Source organism: Sphingomonas sp. SORGH_AS_0870, assembly GCF_031453175.1.
Taxonomy (GTDB): Bacteria; Pseudomonadota; Alphaproteobacteria; order Sphingomonadales; family Sphingomonadaceae; genus Sphingomonas.
The window spans coordinates 474,492-492,890 of sequence record NZ_JAVIYW010000002.1 but is presented as its reverse complement, the minus strand read 5'-3'; the positions used below and the strand labels follow the sequence as shown (position 1 = coordinate 492,890).

Genomic DNA, 18,399 nt, shown 5'->3' with positions numbered 1-18,399 from the left:
CGATGGGCAAGCTGTTTTCCGGCGGCCGCACCATGGCCCTTCCCGCGGCGATCCTGCTGCTCGTCCTGGTCATGGTCGTGCCGATCCCGCCCGCGCTGCTCGACATCTTCTTCGTCGCCAATATCGCGATCAGCCTGGCCGTCCTGATGGTCGCACTGAACGCCGAAAAGCCGCTCGACTTCTCGGCCTTTCCGACCGTCCTCCTGTTCGCCACGCTGTTCCGCCTGGGCCTCAACGTCGCCTCGACCCGCATCGTGCTGGTGCACGGTCATGAGGGCGAGAGCGCGGCGGGCCATGTCATCGAGGCGTTCGGCACCTTCCTGATCGGCGGCGACTATGTCGTCGGCCTCTTCGTCTTCGCGATCCTGATGATCATCAACCTGATCGTCGTGACCAAGGGCGCGGGCCGCGTGTCCGAGGTCTCGGCGCGCTTCACCCTGGACGCGTTGCCCGGCAAGCAGATGGCGATCGACGCCGACCTGAACGCCGGTCTCATCACCCCCGACCAGGCCAAGGCGCGCCGCGTCGAGGTGTCGACCGAGGCCGATTTCTACGGCTCGATGGACGGTTCGTCCAAGTTCGTGAAGGGCGACGCGGTCGCCGCGATGCTGATCCTGGCGGCCAATATCATCGGCGGCCTGATCCTGGGTCCGGTCAGCCACGGCATGGGCGTGGCCGACGCCGCCAAGACCTATATCCTGCTCGCCATCGGCGACGCGCTGGTCGCGCAGCTGCCCAGCCTGATGCTGTCGATCGCCGCCGCCGCCATCGTGACGCGCGTGTCGTCCGACAAGGATCTGGCGGGCCAGATCGGGTCGCAGTTCGGCGCGTCCAAGACCTGGATCCCGGTCGCGGTGATCCTGGGCCTGCTCGGCGCGCTGCCCGGCATGCCGCACCTCGTGCTGCTGCCCGCCGCCGCCATTGCCGGGTTCACCGCGTGGAAGCTGCGCCAGATCGAGAAGCGCCCGGTCCCCGTCCCCCCGCCCCCCGCGGCCGAGCCGGTCGATCCCTCGCGCATCGGCTGGGACGAGGTCATCGACGGGATGCAGGTGCATATCGACATCGGCTATGGCCTGGTGCCGCTGGTCGACGAGCGTCGCGGCGCCCCGCTGATGGCGCGCATCACCGGCGTCCGCCGCCAGCTGTCCAAGGAACTGGGCTTCGTCGTGCCGCAGGCGCGGGTCCGCGACGACATCAATCTCGGGCCGTTCAACTACCGCATCCTCATCAACGGCGTCGTCGCCGCCGAGGATCAGGTGTCGCCCGACGAGATGCTGGCGCTCGACACCGGCCAGGCCTTCGGCACGCTGGACGGCAAGCCGGTCCAGGACCCGACCTTCGGCCTGCCCGCCACCTGGATCCTGAAGGGCGACGCCGATGCCGCCACCGGCATGGGCTATCTGGTCGTCGATCCGGGCACCGTCATGGCGACCCATCTGAACCACATTCTGGGCTCCAACGCCGCCGAGCTGCTCGGCCCCGACGAGGTCCAGTCGCTGCTCGACGGGCTGAAGGAACGCGCGAGCCAGCTCGCCGCCTCGCTCAGCCCCAACCCCCTGCCGCTCACCACCCTGACCCAGGTTCTCAAGGGCCTTCTTTCGGAGAATATCACCTTGAAGGAGTTCCGCCGCATCGCCAGCGCGATCGCCGTGGCGGCCCAGAAGACGCTCGACGCCGAAGAGATTGTCGAGCTGATCCGGCCGCAGCTGGGCGCGCTCATCATCCAGAAACTGTGCGGGATGCGCGAGCCGCTGCGCGTCATGACGCTGGACGGCCAGCTCGAAGGGCTGCTGGGCCAGGCCATGCGCGCCGACACCGCGCGCCGCCATGTGATCGAGCCCGATCTGGGCCGCCGCATCACCGAGGCGCTGACCCATGCCGCCCAGCCGCTGATCGCCGAGGCCAAGCCGTTCGCGCTGGTCGTCCAGCCGGGCGTGCGGCTCGCGATGCGCAAGCTGCTGCGCACCTGCATGCCCGACACGCCGGTCCTGTCCTTCTTCGAGGTGCCCGAGGAGAAGGCGGTCGAGGTCGTCGCCGTGATCGGCGCTCCGCAGGCGCTGGCCGCATGAGCGCGCATCCCCTGAGCGGCGCGTTCGTCAACGCCCAGAGCCTCAACCCGGCGAATTTCGATCCGGCGCTGGCCAACCCCACGGTCGCCGACCGCCCGATCACCTATCGTCCGACCGTCCGTCGCCCCGGCGGCGACACCGATGCGATCATCCGCCAGCATCTGCCGCTGGTCCGCCGGATCGCGTGGCATGTGCACGGATCCATGTCGAGCCTGATCGAGGTCGAGGATCTGGTCCAGGTCGGGCTGGTCGCGCTGGTCGAGGCCGCCGCCTCGTTCGAGGAGCGCGGGGTCGAGTTCGGCCATTATCTGAAGTCGCGGCTGCGCGGCGCGATGATCGACGAGCTGCGCCGCCAGGCCACGACGACGCGCGGCGCGATGCGCCGCCGCCGCCAGTATAGCGAGGCGGTCACCACCCTGTCGCAGTCCGGCGGCCAGGCCCCGACCGACGAGGCGGTGGCGGAAAAGCTGGGCGTCTCGGTCGAGCGGCTGCGCGCCGACTACAAGACCGCCGAGGCGGTGCGGATGGAGGCGATCGACGATGTCTATGCCGACGACCTGCCTTGGTTCGCCGACGACACCCCCGACGCCTTCGAGCAGCTGGCCGAAAGCGACCTGCGCGACGCGCTGATCGCCGCCATCTCGGCGCTCCCCGAGCGCGAGGCGATGGTGATCCAGCTTTATTATGTCGAGGAACTCAACCTGGAGGAAATCGGCCAAGTGCTGGGCGTCGGCGCCGCGCGCATCTGCCAGATCAAGAGCGCGGCGCATGCCCGCCTGAAAAAGGCGCTCGCCAGCCAGCGATAAGGCGATTCCTCTCCTGCGAGGGGGAGGAACGGGCCCGCGCCATTTCCGATGGCGCCATCTTCCTATAAGCGCGTCCCCGATGACCGGGGACGCCGATGTTCGCACGCCATGAACGCCGACTGATCGCACGCTATCTGTGGCCGGGCGCGGGTGGGCGGCTGGTGTTGCTGGTCGCCGCGATCGGATGCACCGGCGTCATGATCGGCGTCGCCGCGCTGGTGCTGGTCATCGCGGTCATGAACGGCGCGCAAACCAGGCTGGCCGACAGCGTCGCGCCGGTCGATGGCCATCTCAGCGTCACCGTCCCCGCCCATGCCGCGATGACCGAGGGCCAGGTCGCCGCCGTCATCGCCCACCTGCCCGGCGTCGCGCGCACCGAGCCGATTCGCGAGCTTACCGCCGCGCTGTCGATCGACGGGCGGATCACCCCCATCCAGTTGCAGGGTCGTGACCCGGCGACGCTCGCCCGGCTGGTCCCGACGATGCGATCGGCGCTGGCCCATAGCCCGGACCCGGCGAACGCGGTCGCGATCGGACAGGATGCCGCGCTGCAACTGGGGCTGTTCCCCGGCGATACCATCGCGATCGGCCGGGTGCGGCTCGGCCCCGACCATATGCCGTCGCTCGACCTGTTCGACGCAAGGGTCGCCGCCTTCTATCCCGACGAGGACAAGGGGAGCGACCGGGTGACGGTGTTCGCGCCGCTCGATTCGCTGCCCATCCTGAAGGACGACGCCGCCGTCACCCGCCGGATCGCCATCGTCCTGACCGATCCCGCGCGGGAGGCGGCGGTCGCGGCGGCGATGCGCAGGCGCCTGGGCCCCGGCTATCCGATCACCAGCTGGCGGCAGGCGAATCGCGCGCTGCTCGCCGCGCTCGTCACCGAGAAGATCGGGATGACGATCGCGGTCGGGCTGGTGACCCTGGTCGCGCTGTTCAACATCCTGTCGTCGATGACGCTGCTGGCGCGGGCCAAGCGGCGCGAGATCGCGATCCTGCGGACGATGGGCGTGTCGGTGGCGAGCATCGCGCGGATCTTCACGACGGTCGGCAGCATCATCGCGCTGACCGGCGCGGGCGTCGGCCTGGCGCTGGCGGCCGGTTTGCTGACCCAGCGCGCCGCGATCGTCGCGGCGGTGCGCCATCTGTCCCCGGCGCGGCAGGCGGAATGGGACGTCCTCCTGTCGTTGCCGATCGGAATTTCGCGGGCCGAGCTGGCCGCGATCGGCCTGAGCGTGGTGGCGGGGGCGGTGCTGGCCAGCCTCTATCCCGCGTGGCGGGCGGGGCGGACCTCGCCCGCGCTGGTGCTGCGCGCCGATTGAGCGCGGACATGAGTAAACCCCGGCGGCACGGAGGCCGCCGGGGTTTGTCCTGCAAACCGGCCTGGCGAGGGACTCGCGGCCGGTCGGCCCCGTCACCCGAGTGGGGGCGCGGTGCCGGGGCGCTCAGGAACCGGGTGTTACTGGCCGAGCAGCTTGAGCACGCCCTGCTGGGACTGGTTGGCCTGGCTCAGCATCGCGGTCGATGCCTGGCTCAGGATCTGCGCCTTGGCGAGCGCGGTGGTTTCGGCCGAGAAATCGGTGTCCTCGATACGGCTGCGCGCATCGGTCAGGTTGGTGACGTTGGAGGTCAGGTTGTTGACTGCCGACTGGAGCCGGTTCTGCGTGGCGCCGAGGCCCGCGCGGATATTGGCGACCTTGCCGATGGCCGAGTCGAAATTCTCGAGCGTCGCCGTGGACTTCACCGAGCTGGTCGTGCCGGCATTCGGATCGCCCAAGACCATGACGTTGGTCATTTCGGTCGCCGTCGTCAGATCGCTGAAATTCATGGTGATGGCGTCGCTGGTGTTCGCGCCCGCCTGGATCTGGACCGCGCCCGAATTGCCCGCGGTGCCGTTCAGCAGCTTCTGCCCGTTGAACTGGGTGTTGCGGAGAATCGTCGAAACCTGTGCCGCCAGGGCGTTCTGTTCGGCGGTAATGTTGTCCTTGTCGGTGGTCGAATAGATGCCATTGGCCTTCTGCACCGCCAGTTCGCGCATCCGCTGGAGCATGTTGCTCACTTCCTGGAGCGCACCTTCGGCGGTCTGCGCCATCGAGATGCCGTCGTTGGAATTGCGGATGGCCTGGTTCATGCCGCGCACCTGCGCCGACATCGAGGCGGCGATGGCGAGGCCGGCGGCGTCGTCCTTCGCGGAATTGATTCGCTTGCCGGTCGACAGGCGCTCCATCGACACGTTCAGCGCTTCCGATGCGGCGCCGTTGGCGCTCGACGCGCGTAACGCCGAAATATTACTGGCGATAACCGTCATGGTCGTTCTCCAAAGCCGGAGCTCTCCGCCGCCCCCAAGGCGAAGGTCGAGCTGCCAAGACGGGTAACGACCGCCTGGGACCGGACTTTAGAGAAAAGAGTCGTTTGGGCGCGTTTTTTCGGGCGGAGCCCCCCGGCACCCTATTATAAGGTACCGGGGGGTCCACCTTCCGCGACCGAGGGGATAACCGCGGTCGGCATTCGCCCAGGGCGTTAGCCGAGGAGCTTCAGCACGCCCTGCTGCGACTGGTTGGCCTGGCTCAGCATCGCGGTGGACGCCTGGCTCAGGATCTGCGCCTTGGCGAGCGCGGTGGTTTCTTCCGAGAAGTCGGTGTCCTGGATGCGGCTGCGCGCTTCGGACAGGTTGGTCATGTTCGACGTCGCGCTGTTGACCGCCGACTGGAGACGGTTCTGGGTGGCACCCAGGCCCGCGCGGATCTTCGACACGTCGGCGATCGCGGCGTCGTAATTGTCCAGCGTGTCCGACTTCAGCGAGGTCGAACCCGAAGCCGGGGCGAAATCGACCACTGCGCTCAGCTTCGAACCCGTGTCGGCCGCGCCGCCGGTACCGGCCGCATAGGTCGCGGTCATGTCGCGCAGATTGATCGAGACCGTATCGCTGCTGGTCGCGCCGGTCTGGATCGAGACCTGGGAGGCCGCATTGAACAGCGCCGTGCCGTTGAACTTGGTGTTCTTCACGACCGAGCTGATCTGGTCGGCGAGCGTCGTCTGCTCGTTGGTGATGTTCCTCTTGTCGTCGGCCGAATAGGTGCCGTTCGACGACTGGACCTTCAGCTCGCGCATGCGCTGCAGCATGTTGCTGACCTCGTTCAGCGCGCCTTCGGCCGTCTGCGCCATCGAGATGCCGTCATTGGCGTTGCGGATGCCCTGCGCCATGCCCTTGATCTGCGCGGTCATCGAGTTGCTGATCGCCAGACCGGCGGCGTCGTCCTTTGCCGAGTTGATGCGCTGGCCGGTCGACAGGCGCTCCATCGAGCTGCTGAGGGCCAAGGACGCCGAGGTCGACGCGGCGGTAGCACGCAATGCACTGATATTGCTGGCAATAACGGTCATGTGATGTCTCCAAATCTGCTCGGCGATCCGTCTGTGTCCCCTCTGGATCACCGAGCCGCCGAGTGGAGTAACGGCCGCTTTCCGGCAGGCTTTAGCCGGTGGCATGCAAATTTTTGCCGGTTGGCTTGCCGGTTTTGCCGGAACGGTCGCGCGCGCAGCCGGGCGTCGCGAGCACACATACGGGCGCGCGTCGCGCCCGGAAAAAACTTGCCGTTCGCGTTGCCGCATTAACCACGGTTTTACCAAAGAAGGGGCATTGCAGAGTCACGAAAGGACTCAAGCCCGATGTCGTCGATTTTCCCCTCCGCTGCGCTGGTTAAGCAGAAATACGCGCTGATTTCCGCGCTGCGTGCCCAGGGCTTGGCGATCGCCGAGTCGGGTGCCGTTCCCCAGGCCGGGGACATGTTCCTGCTGGCCGAGGGCGACCCGGTCGAGCATCCGGCACGCTCGGTCGTCGTCATCGACGGCCCGGTCCCCGCCATCGTCCCGGCAAGCGCCGGCCGCCCCGCCACCGTGACCTATTCGGCGGCCGAGGCGGGCGTGGGCAACAGCTTCGTGCGTGCACTGGTCGCCGGGCCGACCGTGCCGACCGCCGCCGACCCGGAGAGCCTGGCGCTGTTCACCCTGGCCGAGCGCGTCGCCCAGTCGGACATCACCGTCCTCATCAACGGCCCGACCGGCACCGGCAAGGAAGTGGTGGCTCGCGCCATCCATGCCCAGTCGGCCCGCGCGGCCAAGCCCTTCGTCGCGATCAACTGCGCCGCCCTGCCCGAGTCGATGCTGGAAGCGCTCCTCTTCGGCCACCAGAAGGGCGCGTTCACCGGCGCGGCGCAGGCGGGCGAAGGCTTCTTCCGCGCGGCGGACGGCGGGACGCTGCTCCTCGACGAGATCGCCGAGATGCCGCTCCAGCTCCAGGCCAAGCTGCTCCGCGTGCTGCAGGAGCGCGAGGTGATCCCGCTCGGCGCATCGATGCCGCAGTCGGTCGATGTCCGCGTCATCGCCTGCGCCAATCGCGACCTCCAGGCCGAAGTGGCGGCGGGCCGGTTCCGCGCCGATCTCTACTACCGCCTGTCGGTCTTCCCGCTGACCACCAAGGCGCTGGGCGAGCGCCGCATGGACATTCCCGCGCTCGCCGCGACGATGATCCTGCGCCACGCCGCGGGCCGCACCGTGATGCCCTGGCCCAGCACCGCCGCGATCGAGAAGCTGGCGATGCACAACTGGCCCGGCAATGTCCGCGAGCTGGAGAATGTGATCCAGCGCGCACTGCTCTTCGCGGGCGGTGCGACGATCGAGGCCGAGCATATCGTGTTCGACCGCCCGATGGTCGCCAACGACACCGATGACATGCCGCTGACCGTGACGACCGCGGAAGCCACGCTGGGCAAGGTCGTGCAGATGAGCGAGTTCGCCGCGATCCGCGAGATGCTGGCCGCTTGCGGCGGCAACCGGGTCGAGACCGCCAAGCGCCTGGGCATTTCCGAGCGCACGCTTCGCTACCGTCTCGCCAAGGCGCGCGAGCAGGGCGAGGAGATCATCCGCCCCTCTAGCCGGGCCATGATGGCATGAGCGTCGGCGGTGTCGGCGGCGCGATGAGCGTCGACCGGGTGATGGCGCTTCGTGCCCAGATCCTGGAACGCAATCAAGCGCTCAAGGCGGCAAGCCAGGCCGGTGCCAACCAGGCGGCACAGGCCGCCCAGACTCAAGCCCCGGCCGCGCCGGCGACCTTCGCCGACACGCTGGAGTCCGCGCTGAAGGGCGTGAACGAGGGCCAGCAACAGGCCGCCCGCCTGTCCGAATCCTACGAACGCGGCGAAACCGTCGACATCGCCAAGGTGATGATGGCCCGCCAGCAGGCGTCGGTCGGGTTCGAGGCGACGCTGCAGGTCCGCAACAAACTCCTGTCCGCCTACAAGGACATCATGAGCATGCCGGTGTAAGATGAGCACTGCCCTCACCCCCGCATCGACCAATCCCGCACCGGCCCTGCCGCCGCTGCCGGAAAAGTTCGCCAACCCGCTTCGCCAGATCAAGTCGGTGATGGCGCAGCCCGCCGTCCGCCGCTCCGCGCCGATGGCGCTGCTGATCGGGCTGATCGCGGCCGCCGCGCTCGCCTGGATGGCGCTGTCCAGCCCGACGCAGAAGACGCTGTTCGAGAATCTGTCGGACGCGGACAAGCAGGCGGTGACGAGCGCGCTGTCGGCGGCGAACATCAAGAGCAGGATCAACGACGGCACCGGCGCGCTGACCGTCAACGAAGAGGATTATTCCCGGGCGCGGATGCTGCTGGCGGGCCAGGGGCTGCCGAAGCAGGCGCCCGGCGGCTATGCGATCCTCGACCAGTTGCCGATGGGCGTCAGCCGCGCGGTCGAGGGCGAACGGCTTCGCCAGGCGCGCGAGAGCGAACTGGCCCGCTCGATCCAGGAGATCGACGCGGTGGCCGAGGCGCGCGTGCACCTCGCCACGCCGGACGCCTCGCCCTTCATCCGCGACAAGTCCTCGCCTTCCGCCTCGGTGGTGCTCAAGCTCAATGCCGGGCGCTCGCTGTCGGAATCGCAGGTCCAGTCGATCGTCAATCTCGTCGCCTCGTCGGTGCCGGGCATGAAGCCCGAGGATGTGACCGTGGTCGACCAGATGGGCGGCCTGTTGTCCAAGAAGGGCGCCGACGGCGCGACCGGCGACGATCGCCGGATCGATTTCCAGCGCCGCATGGAAGAGAAATACCGCACCCAGCTGATCCAGCTGCTGACCCCGCTGGTCGGCGCAGGCAATTTCACCGCCGAGGTGCAGGCCGACGTCAATCTCGACGAGACCAGCGCCACGAGCGAGCGTTACGACAAGGACGGCGCGCTGCGGGCCGAAACCGGCAACTGGACCGGCAACCAGAAGGACCCGGTCACCCCCGGCGGCATCCCCGGCGCGCTGTCCAACACGCCGCCGCCCGCCAGCACGCTGCAACAGCCGCAACCCGCGAACGGCGCGAGCGGCAACCCGCCCGCCGACCAGAAGCCGGTCGCCGGTGGCCCGGGCCTCAATCCGGAAAAGCAGTCCGACGCCTTCCAGCGCGCCTATGACCTGAACAAGGAGGTTTCGGTGACGCGGGCCACGCCGGGTTCGATCAAGCGGCTGACCGTCGCGGTCCTGCTGCGCGACCCCGCCACCGGCAAGCGCAGCCAGATGGAGATCACCCAGATTTCCGACCTGGTGAAGTCGGCGGTCGGCTTCGACCAGCAGCGCAACGACAATGTCACCGTCATCAGCCGCAAGTTCGCCGACGCCAGCCTGGACGACAAGCGCGCCTGGTACGACAATAGCTGGCTGCCGATCGTCGCCCGCAACGCCACCGCGCTGGTCATCGCGCTCTTGGTCCTGCTGCTGGGCGTGCGTCCGCTGGTCAAGGCGATGACCCGCAAGAAGGCCGAAGCCGAGGCGGCCAAGGCGCTGCCCATGGGCGCGGCCGACGGCGCAGGCGCGGGCGAAGGTGTCGGCGAAGTGCTGATGGGCGCCGATGGCCAGCCGGTGATCGGCCCCAACGGCGAACCCGTGCGGATCGGTCCCAACGGCCAGCCGGTGTGGGTCGGCGCGGACGGCCAGCCCCTGCCCGGCATGATCGGCACGCAGCCGCCCGCCGTGACGCTCGACGAGATCGAGGACACGAACAATTTCAACGAGCGCATCACCAAGGTGCGCGGCTTCACCCGTGACAATCCGGCGCGCGCCGCGCTGGCCGTCCGCGACATGATCCGTTCGGAGGCGCAGCAATAATGGCCTCTGCCGAAGAAGGGCGCGTCTATTCGGGTGTCGAGCGCGCCGCGGTCCTGATGATGCTGGTGGGCGAGGAAGAAGCCGCCGCGATCCTCCAGAAGCTGGAGCCCGACGAGGTCCGGGAACTGGGCAAGGCGATGTATTCGATCGCCGATGTCAGCGAGCAGGATGTCGGCTTCGTCCTGGACGATTTCGTCGGCTGTGCCCGCGCCCGCGCCTCGATCGCGTTCCAGCCCAAGCCGATCGTCGAGAATCTGATGAACCGCGCGCTCGGCCCCGAACGCGCCGGCAGCGTGCTGTCGCGCATCGTGCCCACCGAGGCGCAGTGCGAGATCGAGATGCTCGGCTGGCTCGATCCCGTCGACATCGCCAAGATCGTCGAGAAGGAACATCCCCAGATCGGCGCGGTCCTGATCGCCAATTGCGATCCCGCCGTCGCGGGCAAGGTGCTGGAACTGCTTCCCGAGGCGATGCAGCCCGACATCCTCCACCGCGTCGCGCGGCTGGGCCCGGTGACGCCGCAGGCGATCGACACGCTGAACGAGATCCTCAAGCGCTGGAGCGAGGGCAGCGGCGGCGGCCAGGGCCTGGCGCTGGGCGGTTCGCGCGAGGCGGCCAAGATCCTGTCGAGCGCGCGCAAGGCGACCGAGCAGCGGGTCATGCCCAAGCTGTTCAAGATCGACCGCGACGTCGCCAAGCAGATCGAGGAGGCGTTGTTCATCTTCGAGAACCTGCTCGACATGGACGACAAGAATCTGGGCACGCTCATCCGCAACGTCGATGGCGAAATCCTCACCCGCGCGCTCAAGGGCGCGGAAGAGGCCGCCCGCGAACGCTTCCTGGGCTGCATGTCGGCACGTGCGGCGGCGGGTATCCGCGACGAGATCGAGTCGCGCGGGCCGATGAAGCTGTCCGAGGTGCTCGAGGCGCAGAAGGCGATGATCACCGTCGCGCGCAATCTCGCCAAGGAAGGCACGATCATGATGGGCGGAGGCGAGGACGACTATGTCTGATTTCGTCGCGGGTTTCTCCGCACGCCAGAATGCCGCCGCGGCCGCGCTGCACCAGGCCTTCGCCCCGCCGGGCGGCTTCGCGCCGTCCAACATGGCGGGACTGGGCATCGACCTGGGTTCGGGGCCGATCTCCTTCCGGCCGCAGGGACCGGCGGGCACGGGCGCGGGCCAGACCGGCGGCGCGCCCCGGCAGGCCGACGGGCAACCGCGTCACTTCCACCCCGCCAATCGCGACCAGGACCCGACCGAGGGCTGGGACCCGTTCGCGGCGTGCGAGGACGCGGCGGCCCCTGCAATCGATCCGATCACCGCCGCGCACGACGCCGGTCATGCCGAGGGCTATGCCGCCGGGCTGGCCGCCGCCGCCGCGCAGTTCCAGGCGCGGGCCGAGGCCGAGGCGCGCGACGGCCAGATGGTCGATGCGATCGCGCAGGCGCTATCCTCGCGCGTCGACCGGTCGATGATGGCCGAACAGCTGCGCCAGACCGTCCTCGCCCTGGTCGGCAAGCTGGTGGGCGAGATCGGCGTCGATGCCGACCGGCTGACCGGCCGGATCGAGGCCGCGATCGACCTGCTGGCCGATGCCCAGGAAGCCGCGATGCTGCGCGTCCATCCGGACGATGTCGCGCTGCTCGAAGGCCGCCTGCCCCAGACCGTCTTCCCGGTCGGCGACCCCGCCGTGGAGCGCGGCGGCTTCGTCCTCGAAAGCGCGTCCACCATCGTCGAGGACGGCCCCTCGCTGTGGCTCGACCAGCTTTCCGCCGCGATCGACAAGGTGCCCGTTCCCCAATGCTGAACCGTTTCACCGCCGATTATCTCGATACGCTGGCCCAGGCCGATTTCGCGCCGCGTCCCGTGGTGGCGGGGCGGCTGGCCTCCTATGACGGGTTGCTGATGGAGGCGGTCGGCCTCTCGCTGCCGGTCGGCACGGTCTGCGCGATCGGCGAGAAGGGCGGATCGTGCGTCGAGGCCGAGGTGATCGGCTTCCGCAACGGCCGCACGCTGATGATGAATCTGGGCGGCCCCGCGCCGCTGCTCCCGCGCGCGCCGGTGCGCCCGCTCGGCCCTCCGGGCGAGGCGGAAGTGGGCGCGGCGATGCTCGGCCGCGTGGTCGACGGATCGGGCAAGCCGATCGACGGCCTGGGCCCCATTCGCGGCGCGGGCCGCTGGCCGCTGGCGGGCAGGATGCAGTCGCCGCTCGACCGGGGCCGCGTGCTGGAGCCGATGGATGTCGGCGTGCGCGCGATCAACGGCCTGCTGACCATCGGCCAGGGCCAGCGCGTCGGCATCATGGCGGGCTCGGGCGTCGGCAAGTCGGTGCTGCTGGGCATGATGGTCCGCGCCGCGCGCGCCGACGTCATCGTCATCGGCCTGATCGGCGAGCGCAGCCGCGAGGTCGCCGACTTCCTGGAAACCAAGGTCGCCGGTGAAGCCCGCGCGCGTTCGGTGGTGGTCGCGGTGCCCGCCAACCATTCGCCGGTGCTGCGCATCCGCGGGGCTCTGCGCGCCACCGCCATCGCCGAGGCGTTCCGGGCCGAGGGCAAGAAGGTCCTCCTCATCATGGATTCGCTGACCCGCGTCGCCCATGCCGGTCGCGAGATCGGGCTGGCGCTGGGCGAACCCGCCTCGGCGCGCGGCTATCCGCCCTCGGCCATCGCGATGCTGCCCAATCTGATCGAGCGGGCGGGCGCCGACGCGCATGGGCCGGGATCGATCACCGCCATCTACACCGTGCTGGCGGACGGCGACGACGGCAACGACCCGGTGGTCGACTCGGCGCGCTCGATCCTGGACGGGCATATCGTGCTCAACCGCCATCTCGCCGAGCGCGGCGTCTATCCCGCGATCGACATCGGCCCCTCGGTCAGCCGCGTCATGACCGACATCGTCGGCAAGCCCCATGCCCAGGCCGCGCGGACGCTGCGTCGTCATCTGGCGACCTATGAGGAAAACCGCGATCTCGTCCTGATGGGCGCCTATCGCGCCGGGGCGGACCCGGCGATCGACGCCGCCATCGCCTGCCATCCGGCGGTGATGGAATATATCCGGCAGGACGCCGACGAGGTCGTGCCGCTCGACCATGCGGTCGAGGAACTGGTGGGCATTTTCGGCCAGCCGCTCGGCTGAGCCCGGTAAAGGGGGACATAAATGGCATCCCGGCAACAGACGATGCTGAACCGGCTTCACCGGGTCCGCACGCTGCAACTCAACCTGACGATGGCGGAGGAAGCGCGCGCGCAGGAACGCGTCGCCACCGAACAGCAACTCTCCCAGCGTATCGGCCAGCTGATCGAGGCGGTTTCCCCCGCCCCGACCGCCAGCGCCTCGGCGGGGTCGCTGATGGCCAATGCGCATTTCCGCAACCGGCTGCTCGAATCGGCCGATGCCGCGACCATGCGCATCCAGGTCGCCGAACAGCGCGCCGCCCATGCGGGCGAACAGACCAAGGCCGCCAAGCGCGACCAGACCGCCGTCGAGAAGCTGCTCGACCGCGCGCGCCTCGCCGCGATCCGTGCCGAGATGCGCGCGCTGGAGGACATGCCGTCCAGCGGCGGCAACCGGCGCAATCGGCACGAACCTTGCTGACATGTCTGTCATGATGTCGCCCCTCGCCTCCGTCCCCGCTTCCGGCCCCTCCGCCGTCCGCTCGTCGCTGACGGCGGGCGCGGGCAATGCGATGAGCTCCGCCTTCGCGATGCTGTTCGCGCTGGTGCCCGGCATGGGCGGGGACGCCACGGCGGAGACGGGCGAGGCCGCGAAACAGGGCAAGGGCAAGACCGGCGGCGATACCGCCGGGAGCGGCAGCGAGACGGTCAAGGACGGCAAGCCCTTGCCGAGCGACGCCACCCTCTTGCCGATGGCGGTGCCCCCGCTCCCGATCCTTCCGGTCGAGGAGACGACCGTGGCGGCGCCGACCAATGCTGTACGCGCCTCGGCCGCCCCGATCACAACGCTGCTCGCCGCCATGCCGGTTTCGCCGGAACAGGCGATGCCCGTGGCCGCCTCCACCGGCGACGGCGCGGCACCCGCCGATGCGGTCGTGTCGAGCGGCACGACAGGCTTGGCGAAGGCGCCCCGCTTCCCGTCCGAAGCCCTGCCGGTCGCTGCGGACATACCGGCACAGGCGATGGCTGCTCCCGGCGACGGGCAGGCCCTTGCCACCACGGCATCCGCGACACGGACCACCGCCCCCCTGCCCTCCGGTACGGGGTCCACCCTTCGCTCGACGGGGGAAGCGGCGTTGGCGACCCTGTCGACCGATTCGACCGTGACCCAAGCCACTCGGGAGCAGGGCCCGGCGCTCCGCTCGGACGTGCCGGCGCGCTTTGCCGCCACGGCGCAGGCGGTGCCGCTCGCCGCGCCGCCGACCGCCGAAGCCTCCGCCGCGATCCTGCAGACGGGCCAGACCGCGCCCGCCCTCCAGCTGTTCGCCGGTGCCATGCGCGCGGCGCAGGACGAATCCGAAGAGCAGTCCGGCCGCCGCAAGGATACGGGGCTGGGCGCCATCGACCCCGCGACGCTGACCCGCGCCGATTCGCTGACCGCCGCGCCGGTCGCGGCGATGACGGGCGCGGAGCAGGCACCGCTCGACATGACGCAAGGCCATTGGCCGCAGGGCATGATCGACCGGATCGAGCGGATGCGCGAGGACGCCGCCACCGCCGACACCCGGATCCAGCTGTCCCCCGACGCGCTGGGCGGCATCGCGGTCGCGCTGCGCCATGAGGACGGCGCGACGCATATCCACTTCACCGCCGACCAGGCGCAGACCGCGACGATGCTCGCCGATGCGCAGCCGACGCTCGCCCGGCTTGCCGAGGAAAAGGGCATGCGGCTGGGCCAGACGGCGGTCGATCTGGGCCAGTCGGGCGGCGGCGGCGGCGAGCGCCAGCCGCAGCGCCAGCCCGAACCCGTTCTGCCCACCCGCCCGGCGCTTGCCGGGGGGACGGCCTCCAGCGACGCCGGGGATGCCCCCGCCGACGCCACCACCCGAATCGCCTGAGGATTGAGACATGAGCGACGCCAAGGAAACCGAAGAGAAGGCCCCCAAGAAGAAGGGCAAGCTGGGCAAGATCATCGTGATGGTGGTCGGCGTGCTCGTCCTGCTGGGCGGGGGCGTCGGCGCGGGGCTCTATGCCGCCAATTCGGGCCTGATCGGCGGCGGCCATGCCAAGGAAGAGGACCATGGCGAGGCCGAGGCCGAGGCCAACCACCCCGGCCCCAAGCTGGTGCCCAAGTCCGAGCAGAAGCGCGCGGGTGAAGGCGGCGAGGGCGAAGGCGGCGAGGGCGGCGGCCATGGCGGCGGCGAGGGCGGCGAAGGCGGCGAGGCCAAGGAGCATGTCGGCATGGCGACCCCGGTCGGCGACGGCGGCGAACGCTATGCGTCCAACTATTACGAGATGCCCAAGGACTTCACCTCGAACCTGCGCGACTCGGTGCATGTCATCCAGGTCGGGCTGGCGGTGTCGACCCCCTATGACGACACGGTCATCAACAATCTGAAGACCAACGACCTGGCGGTCCGCTCGGCGATCCTGATGGCGCTGGGCGATGCCAATGAGGAACAGGTGTTCAGCAGCGAGGGCAAGCGCCAGCTGCAACGCAAGCTGGTCGACGCGATCAACGAGATTCTTCGGCAAAAGGAGGGATTCGGGGGTATCGCTAACGTCTACTTTACCAATTTCGTTGTTCAGTGAGGCATGGTTAACGCCCCCGCCCAGGCCGACGAACGCGAGCGTCTTCGTCCCCAAAGCGCCGATCACGGCGTGCTGGGGACGACGAAGCTCAATCCGTTCGGCGACCTGCACACGATGCAGCATCTGTCCGCGCGCCTCGCGCGGTCGCTGCGGGGGCTGTTCGAATCGCTTCTTCGCGAAGAACTGCGCTGCTGGGCCGAGCCTTTGGTCGTCCAGCGTTTTTCCGACTATCGCGCGGAGCGCGGCGACGGCCTGAGCGCGTGGTTGCCGATGGCGATGGTGTCGGTCGGCGGCCCCGCGATCCAGGACAATGCCCATGCGCTGTGCGTGCTGGAGGGCGGGTTCAGCCTGTCGCTGATCGACCTGCTGTTCGGCGGGAACGGCACCGCGCCCGACACGCTGCCCGGCGAGTTCTCGCCCGCCGCCGACGCGATGATCCGTCGCCTGGGCGGCATGATGGCCGAGCCGCTGCGCCGCGCCTGGGAATCGCTCGCCCGGATCGAGTTCACCGCGGGCCCGCCCGAATCCTCGCCCGCGATGCTGCCGGGCCTGGAGGGCGAGGATGCGATGATCGTCACCCGCTTCGGCATTGCGGGGCATAACCGCCGCCCGACCATGCTCGACATCCTCTATCCGGTCGCCGCCCTGAAGCCGCACGGCTCGGCGCTGACCGGCAAGGTCGTCGACAAGCAGGCCGAGGCCGATCCGACCTGGCGCGGCGACCTGACCCGCGCGGTGATGACGGTGCGTTTCCCGGTCCGCTCGGTGCTGGCCGAACCCGTCGTCTCGCTCAGTCGCCTGATGGAGCTGAAGATCGGCGACGTGATCCCGATCAGCTTCGGCCCCGAAGTGCCGGTGATGGTCGGCGGCGACCTGCTCGGCATGGGCACGGTCGGCACCGCCAATGGTCGCGCCGCCGTCCAGCTCACCTCGCTTGCCCGCTCGGCCGAAGGTCTGGCGCAGAATTTCCACGAAGGACCCGTAGAATGAACGATATGGCCGGGGGATTCCCCGTCGACACGTCGGTCGCCGCCAATTTCCGGCTGCTCCAGGATGTCGATGTCAAGCTGACCGTCGAGATCGGCTCGACCCAGCTGTCGCTCCGCGAGCTGCTGGCGCTGTCCGAATCGAGCGTGATCGAGCTGGACCGCCAGGCCAACGAACTGCTCGACGTGCTGGTCAACGGCACGCTGATCGGGCGTGGCGAGGTGGTGACGGTCGGCGACCGTTTCGGCGTGCGCATGACCGAGCTGGTCAACCCCGACAAGCGCGGCTGACCCCCGCCATGCTCTGGTCCTACATCCTGAAGCTCGCCGTCCTGCTGCCGCTGATCTGCGGGCTGATGATCGGGTGCCTGTATCTGTGGCGGCGGCTGGAGAGCCGGATGCCGGGCCGTCCCGCGACGCGGCTGATCCATGTCCGCGAGACGATGATGATCTCGCCCGGCCTGCGGCTGGCGGTCATCGAGTTCGAGGGGCGCAACCTGCTCGTCTCGGTCGGGCGCGGCGGCGTCCAGCTGGTCGACAAGGTGGAGGTCAAGGGCCAGGCCCCGATCGCCCCCGCGCCCGTGCCGCCCACACCCCCGCGCCGCGGCGACTTCGTCTCGCGCTTCGCACCCAAGCCGACATCGTTCGACCAATGAGCATTTCCGTCACCCGTCGCGGCACCGGCCCCGCGCTGATCCGCACCTATAGCCAGGATGCGCCGCGCCGCAGCCTGAAGCCGCTGTGGGTCCTGCTCGCGCTGCTGCTGGCGCTGGTCATCGCGATGCCCGCCTTCGCCCAAGCCGCGCCCGCCGCAGCCCCGGCCGCCGCCCCCGCACCGGGTGTCGGCGACGCGGTCGACCGCGCGCTGGGCCAGCTGGGCGGCGGCGCCAATGGCGGTTCGGGTTCGCTGAGCCTTTCGCTCCAGGTCCTGATCATCATGGGCCTGCTGACGATCCTGCCGGGCATCATCCTGATGATGACCAGCTTTACCCGGATCGTCATCGTGCTCGCCATCCTGCGCCAGGCGCTGGGCCTGCAACAGACGCCGCCCAACCAGGTGCTGATCGGCCTGTCGGTGTTCCTGTCGCTGTTCATCATGGCGCCGACCATCAGCCAGATCAACGCGAACGCGATCCAGCCCTATGCCGAGGGTCGCCTGCCCGGCACCGAGATGATCAAGACCGCCGGCGCCCCGCTCCACGCCTTCATGGCCAAGCAGACGCGGGTGAAGGACGTCACGATGTTCGCCGAAATGGCCAAGTCGGGCCCCTATGCCAGCCCCAACGACATTCCCTATGCCGTGCTGCTGCCCGCCTTCGTCACCTCGGAACTGAAGACCGCGTTCCAGATCGGCTTCCTGATCTTCCTGCCCTTCATCGTCATCGACCTGGTGGTGGCCACCGTGCTGATGGCGCTGGGCATGATGATGCTGTCGCCCTCGATCATCTCGCTGCCGTTCAAGCTGCTGCTGTTCGTGCTGGTCGACGGATGGGCGCTGACCATGGGCAGTCTGGCGAACAGTTTCGCGACTTGAGGGATCAACGGTCAGACGGCCCCCATTCCTCCCCTGTAAGGGGAGGGGGACCATGCGAAGCATGGTGGAGGGGTGTCCCCGGTCGCGGGTTTCGACCTACCTCTCCCGTCGCGACACCCCTCCGTCAGGCCTTCGGCCTGCCACCTCC

At 69.1% G+C, this 18,399-nt stretch carries 18 protein-coding genes; 16 read left to right on the top strand and 2 right to left on the bottom strand.

The annotated features are described in order from the left end of the window. The first annotated feature begins 2 nt into the window (after positions 1-2). The 3 genes from flhA to QE363_RS02700 all read left to right on the top strand — a co-directional run bounded on the left by flhA (position 3) and on the right by QE363_RS02700 (position 4,197). A complete protein-coding gene (gene flhA, locus QE363_RS02710) occupies positions 3-2,069 on the top strand; it encodes a flagellar biosynthesis protein FlhA (RefSeq protein ID WP_307102126.1) in 2,067 nt (688 codons plus the stop codon). After that, entirely contained in the window at positions 2,066-2,875 is an 810-nt protein-coding gene (locus tag QE363_RS02705) for an RNA polymerase sigma factor FliA (protein ID WP_309691574.1), read from the top strand. The genes flhA and QE363_RS02705 overlap by 4 nt, the downstream gene beginning before the upstream one ends. Before the next feature lie 95 nt (positions 2,876-2,970). Beyond that, entirely contained in the window at positions 2,971-4,197 is a 1,227-nt protein-coding gene (locus QE363_RS02700) for an ABC transporter permease (RefSeq protein WP_309691572.1), read from the top strand. A 137-nt stretch (positions 4,198-4,334) separates the two neighbouring features. On the opposite strand, the gene QE363_RS02695 is transcribed toward QE363_RS02700, so the two are convergent. Further along, complete coding sequence (locus QE363_RS02695) at positions 4,335-5,183, bottom strand: flagellin (protein WP_309691570.1); 849 nt, start codon at positions 5,181-5,183, stop codon at positions 4,335-4,337. A 212-nt stretch (positions 5,184-5,395) separates the two neighbouring features. Then, positions 5,396-6,256 (bottom strand): flagellin, encoded by an 861-nt coding sequence (locus tag QE363_RS02690; RefSeq protein ID WP_309691569.1) that lies wholly within the window; start codon positions 6,254-6,256, stop codon positions 5,396-5,398. Between the two features lie 285 nt (positions 6,257-6,541). On the opposite strand from QE363_RS02690, the gene QE363_RS02685 reads away from it, so the two are divergent. From QE363_RS02685 to fliP, 13 genes are read left to right on the top strand one after another with little or no spacing between them, the layout of a single operon-like run. Then, positions 6,542-7,825 (top strand): sigma-54-dependent Fis family transcriptional regulator, encoded by a 1,284-nt coding sequence (locus QE363_RS02685; protein ID WP_307102115.1) that lies wholly within the window; start codon positions 6,542-6,544, stop codon positions 7,823-7,825. Continuing rightward, positions 7,822-8,196 carry a flagellar hook-basal body complex protein FliE gene (fliE, locus tag QE363_RS02680; protein ID WP_307102113.1) on the top strand — a complete coding sequence of 125 codons (375 nt, stop codon included), beginning with the start codon at positions 7,822-7,824 and terminating at the stop codon, positions 8,194-8,196. The genes QE363_RS02685 and fliE overlap by 4 nt, the downstream gene beginning before the upstream one ends. A gap of 1 nt (position 8,197) precedes the next feature. Then, a complete protein-coding gene (fliF, locus tag QE363_RS02675) occupies positions 8,198-10,021 on the top strand; it encodes a flagellar basal-body MS-ring/collar protein FliF (protein WP_309691565.1) in 1,824 nt (607 codons plus the stop codon). Then, positions 10,021-11,034 carry a flagellar motor switch protein FliG gene (gene fliG / locus QE363_RS02670; RefSeq protein ID WP_309691563.1) on the top strand — a complete coding sequence of 338 codons (1,014 nt, stop codon included), beginning with the start codon at positions 10,021-10,023 and terminating at the stop codon, positions 11,032-11,034. Before fliF ends, fliG begins: the two co-directional genes overlap by 1 nt. Then, on the top strand, positions 11,027-11,830 hold the full coding sequence (locus QE363_RS02665; RefSeq protein ID WP_309691562.1) for a FliH/SctL family protein: 804 nt from the start codon (positions 11,027-11,029) through the stop codon (positions 11,828-11,830). Before fliG ends, QE363_RS02665 begins: the two co-directional genes overlap by 8 nt. Next, complete coding sequence (locus tag QE363_RS02660) at positions 11,824-13,161, top strand: FliI/YscN family ATPase (protein WP_307102105.1); 1,338 nt, start codon at positions 11,824-11,826, stop codon at positions 13,159-13,161. The genes QE363_RS02665 and QE363_RS02660 overlap by 7 nt, the downstream gene beginning before the upstream one ends. 21 nt (positions 13,162-13,182) lie before the next feature. Then, positions 13,183-13,620, top strand: a complete 438-nt coding sequence (locus QE363_RS02655; RefSeq protein WP_307102103.1) for a hypothetical protein — start codon at positions 13,183-13,185, stop codon at positions 13,618-13,620. A gap of 10 nt (positions 13,621-13,630) precedes the next feature. Next, positions 13,631-15,037, top strand: a complete 1,407-nt coding sequence (locus QE363_RS02650) for a flagellar hook-length control protein FliK (protein ID WP_309691559.1) — start codon at positions 13,631-13,633, stop codon at positions 15,035-15,037. A gap of 10 nt (positions 15,038-15,047) precedes the next feature. Further along, complete coding sequence (fliL, locus tag QE363_RS02645; protein WP_309691556.1) at positions 15,048-15,731, top strand: flagellar basal body-associated FliL family protein; 684 nt, start codon at positions 15,048-15,050, stop codon at positions 15,729-15,731. A gap of 3 nt (positions 15,732-15,734) precedes the next feature. Beyond that, complete coding sequence (locus tag QE363_RS02640) at positions 15,735-16,721, top strand: flagellar motor switch protein FliM (RefSeq protein ID WP_309691554.1); 987 nt, start codon at positions 15,735-15,737, stop codon at positions 16,719-16,721. Further along, a complete protein-coding gene (gene fliN, locus QE363_RS02635) occupies positions 16,718-17,008 on the top strand; it encodes a flagellar motor switch protein FliN (RefSeq protein WP_007406148.1) in 291 nt (96 codons plus the stop codon). The genes QE363_RS02640 and fliN overlap by 4 nt, the downstream gene beginning before the upstream one ends. 8 nt (positions 17,009-17,016) lie before the next feature. Then, positions 17,017-17,373, top strand: coding sequence for a flagellar biosynthetic protein FliO (locus tag QE363_RS02630; protein WP_309691544.1), 357 nt, complete (start codon positions 17,017-17,019; stop codon positions 17,371-17,373). Continuing rightward, positions 17,370-18,251 (top strand): flagellar type III secretion system pore protein FliP, encoded by an 882-nt coding sequence (fliP, locus tag QE363_RS02625; protein ID WP_309691542.1) that lies wholly within the window; start codon positions 17,370-17,372, stop codon positions 18,249-18,251. The genes QE363_RS02630 and fliP overlap by 4 nt, the downstream gene beginning before the upstream one ends. The last annotated feature ends 148 nt before the right edge of the window (positions 18,252-18,399 follow it).

Excerpts from the sequence above, each read along its gene's own strand:
- fliL (WP_309691556.1), top strand. The coding sequence starts at position 15,048 with ATGAGCGACGCCAAGGAAACCGAAGAGAAGGCCCCCAAGAAGAAGGGC.
- QE363_RS02650 (WP_309691559.1), top strand. The coding sequence starts at position 13,631 with ATGATGTCGCCCCTCGCCTCCGTCCCCGCTTCCGGCCCCTCCGCCGTC.
- QE363_RS02685 (WP_307102115.1), top strand. The coding sequence starts at position 6,542 with ATGTCGTCGATTTTCCCCTCCGCTGCGCTGGTTAAGCAGAAATACGCG.
- QE363_RS02665 (WP_309691562.1), top strand. The coding sequence starts at position 11,027 with ATGTCTGATTTCGTCGCGGGTTTCTCCGCACGCCAGAATGCCGCCGCG.
- QE363_RS02700 (WP_309691572.1), top strand. The coding sequence starts at position 2,971 with ATGTTCGCACGCCATGAACGCCGACTGATCGCACGCTATCTGTGGCCG.
- flhA (WP_307102126.1), top strand. The coding sequence starts at position 3 with ATGGGCAAGCTGTTTTCCGGCGGCCGCACCATGGCCCTTCCCGCGGCG.
- QE363_RS02655 (WP_307102103.1), top strand. The coding sequence starts at position 13,183 with ATGGCATCCCGGCAACAGACGATGCTGAACCGGCTTCACCGGGTCCGC.
- fliE (WP_307102113.1), top strand. The coding sequence starts at position 7,822 with ATGAGCGTCGGCGGTGTCGGCGGCGCGATGAGCGTCGACCGGGTGATG.
- fliF (WP_309691565.1), top strand. The coding sequence starts at position 8,198 with ATGAGCACTGCCCTCACCCCCGCATCGACCAATCCCGCACCGGCCCTG.
- QE363_RS02705 (WP_309691574.1), top strand. The coding sequence starts at position 2,066 with ATGAGCGCGCATCCCCTGAGCGGCGCGTTCGTCAACGCCCAGAGCCTC.
- QE363_RS02630 (WP_309691544.1), top strand. The coding sequence starts at position 17,017 with ATGCTCTGGTCCTACATCCTGAAGCTCGCCGTCCTGCTGCCGCTGATC.
- fliN (WP_007406148.1), top strand. The coding sequence starts at position 16,718 with ATGAACGATATGGCCGGGGGATTCCCCGTCGACACGTCGGTCGCCGCC.
- QE363_RS02640 (WP_309691554.1), top strand. The coding sequence starts at position 15,735 with ATGGTTAACGCCCCCGCCCAGGCCGACGAACGCGAGCGTCTTCGTCCC.
- fliP (WP_309691542.1), top strand. The coding sequence starts at position 17,370 with ATGAGCATTTCCGTCACCCGTCGCGGCACCGGCCCCGCGCTGATCCGC.
- QE363_RS02695 (WP_309691570.1), bottom strand. The coding sequence starts at position 5,183 with ATGACGGTTATCGCCAGTAATATTTCGGCGTTACGCGCGTCGAGCGCC.
- QE363_RS02660 (WP_307102105.1), top strand. The coding sequence starts at position 11,824 with ATGCTGAACCGTTTCACCGCCGATTATCTCGATACGCTGGCCCAGGCC.
- QE363_RS02690 (WP_309691569.1), bottom strand. The coding sequence starts at position 6,256 with ATGACCGTTATTGCCAGCAATATCAGTGCATTGCGTGCTACCGCCGCG.
- fliG (WP_309691563.1), top strand. The coding sequence starts at position 10,021 with ATGGCCTCTGCCGAAGAAGGGCGCGTCTATTCGGGTGTCGAGCGCGCC.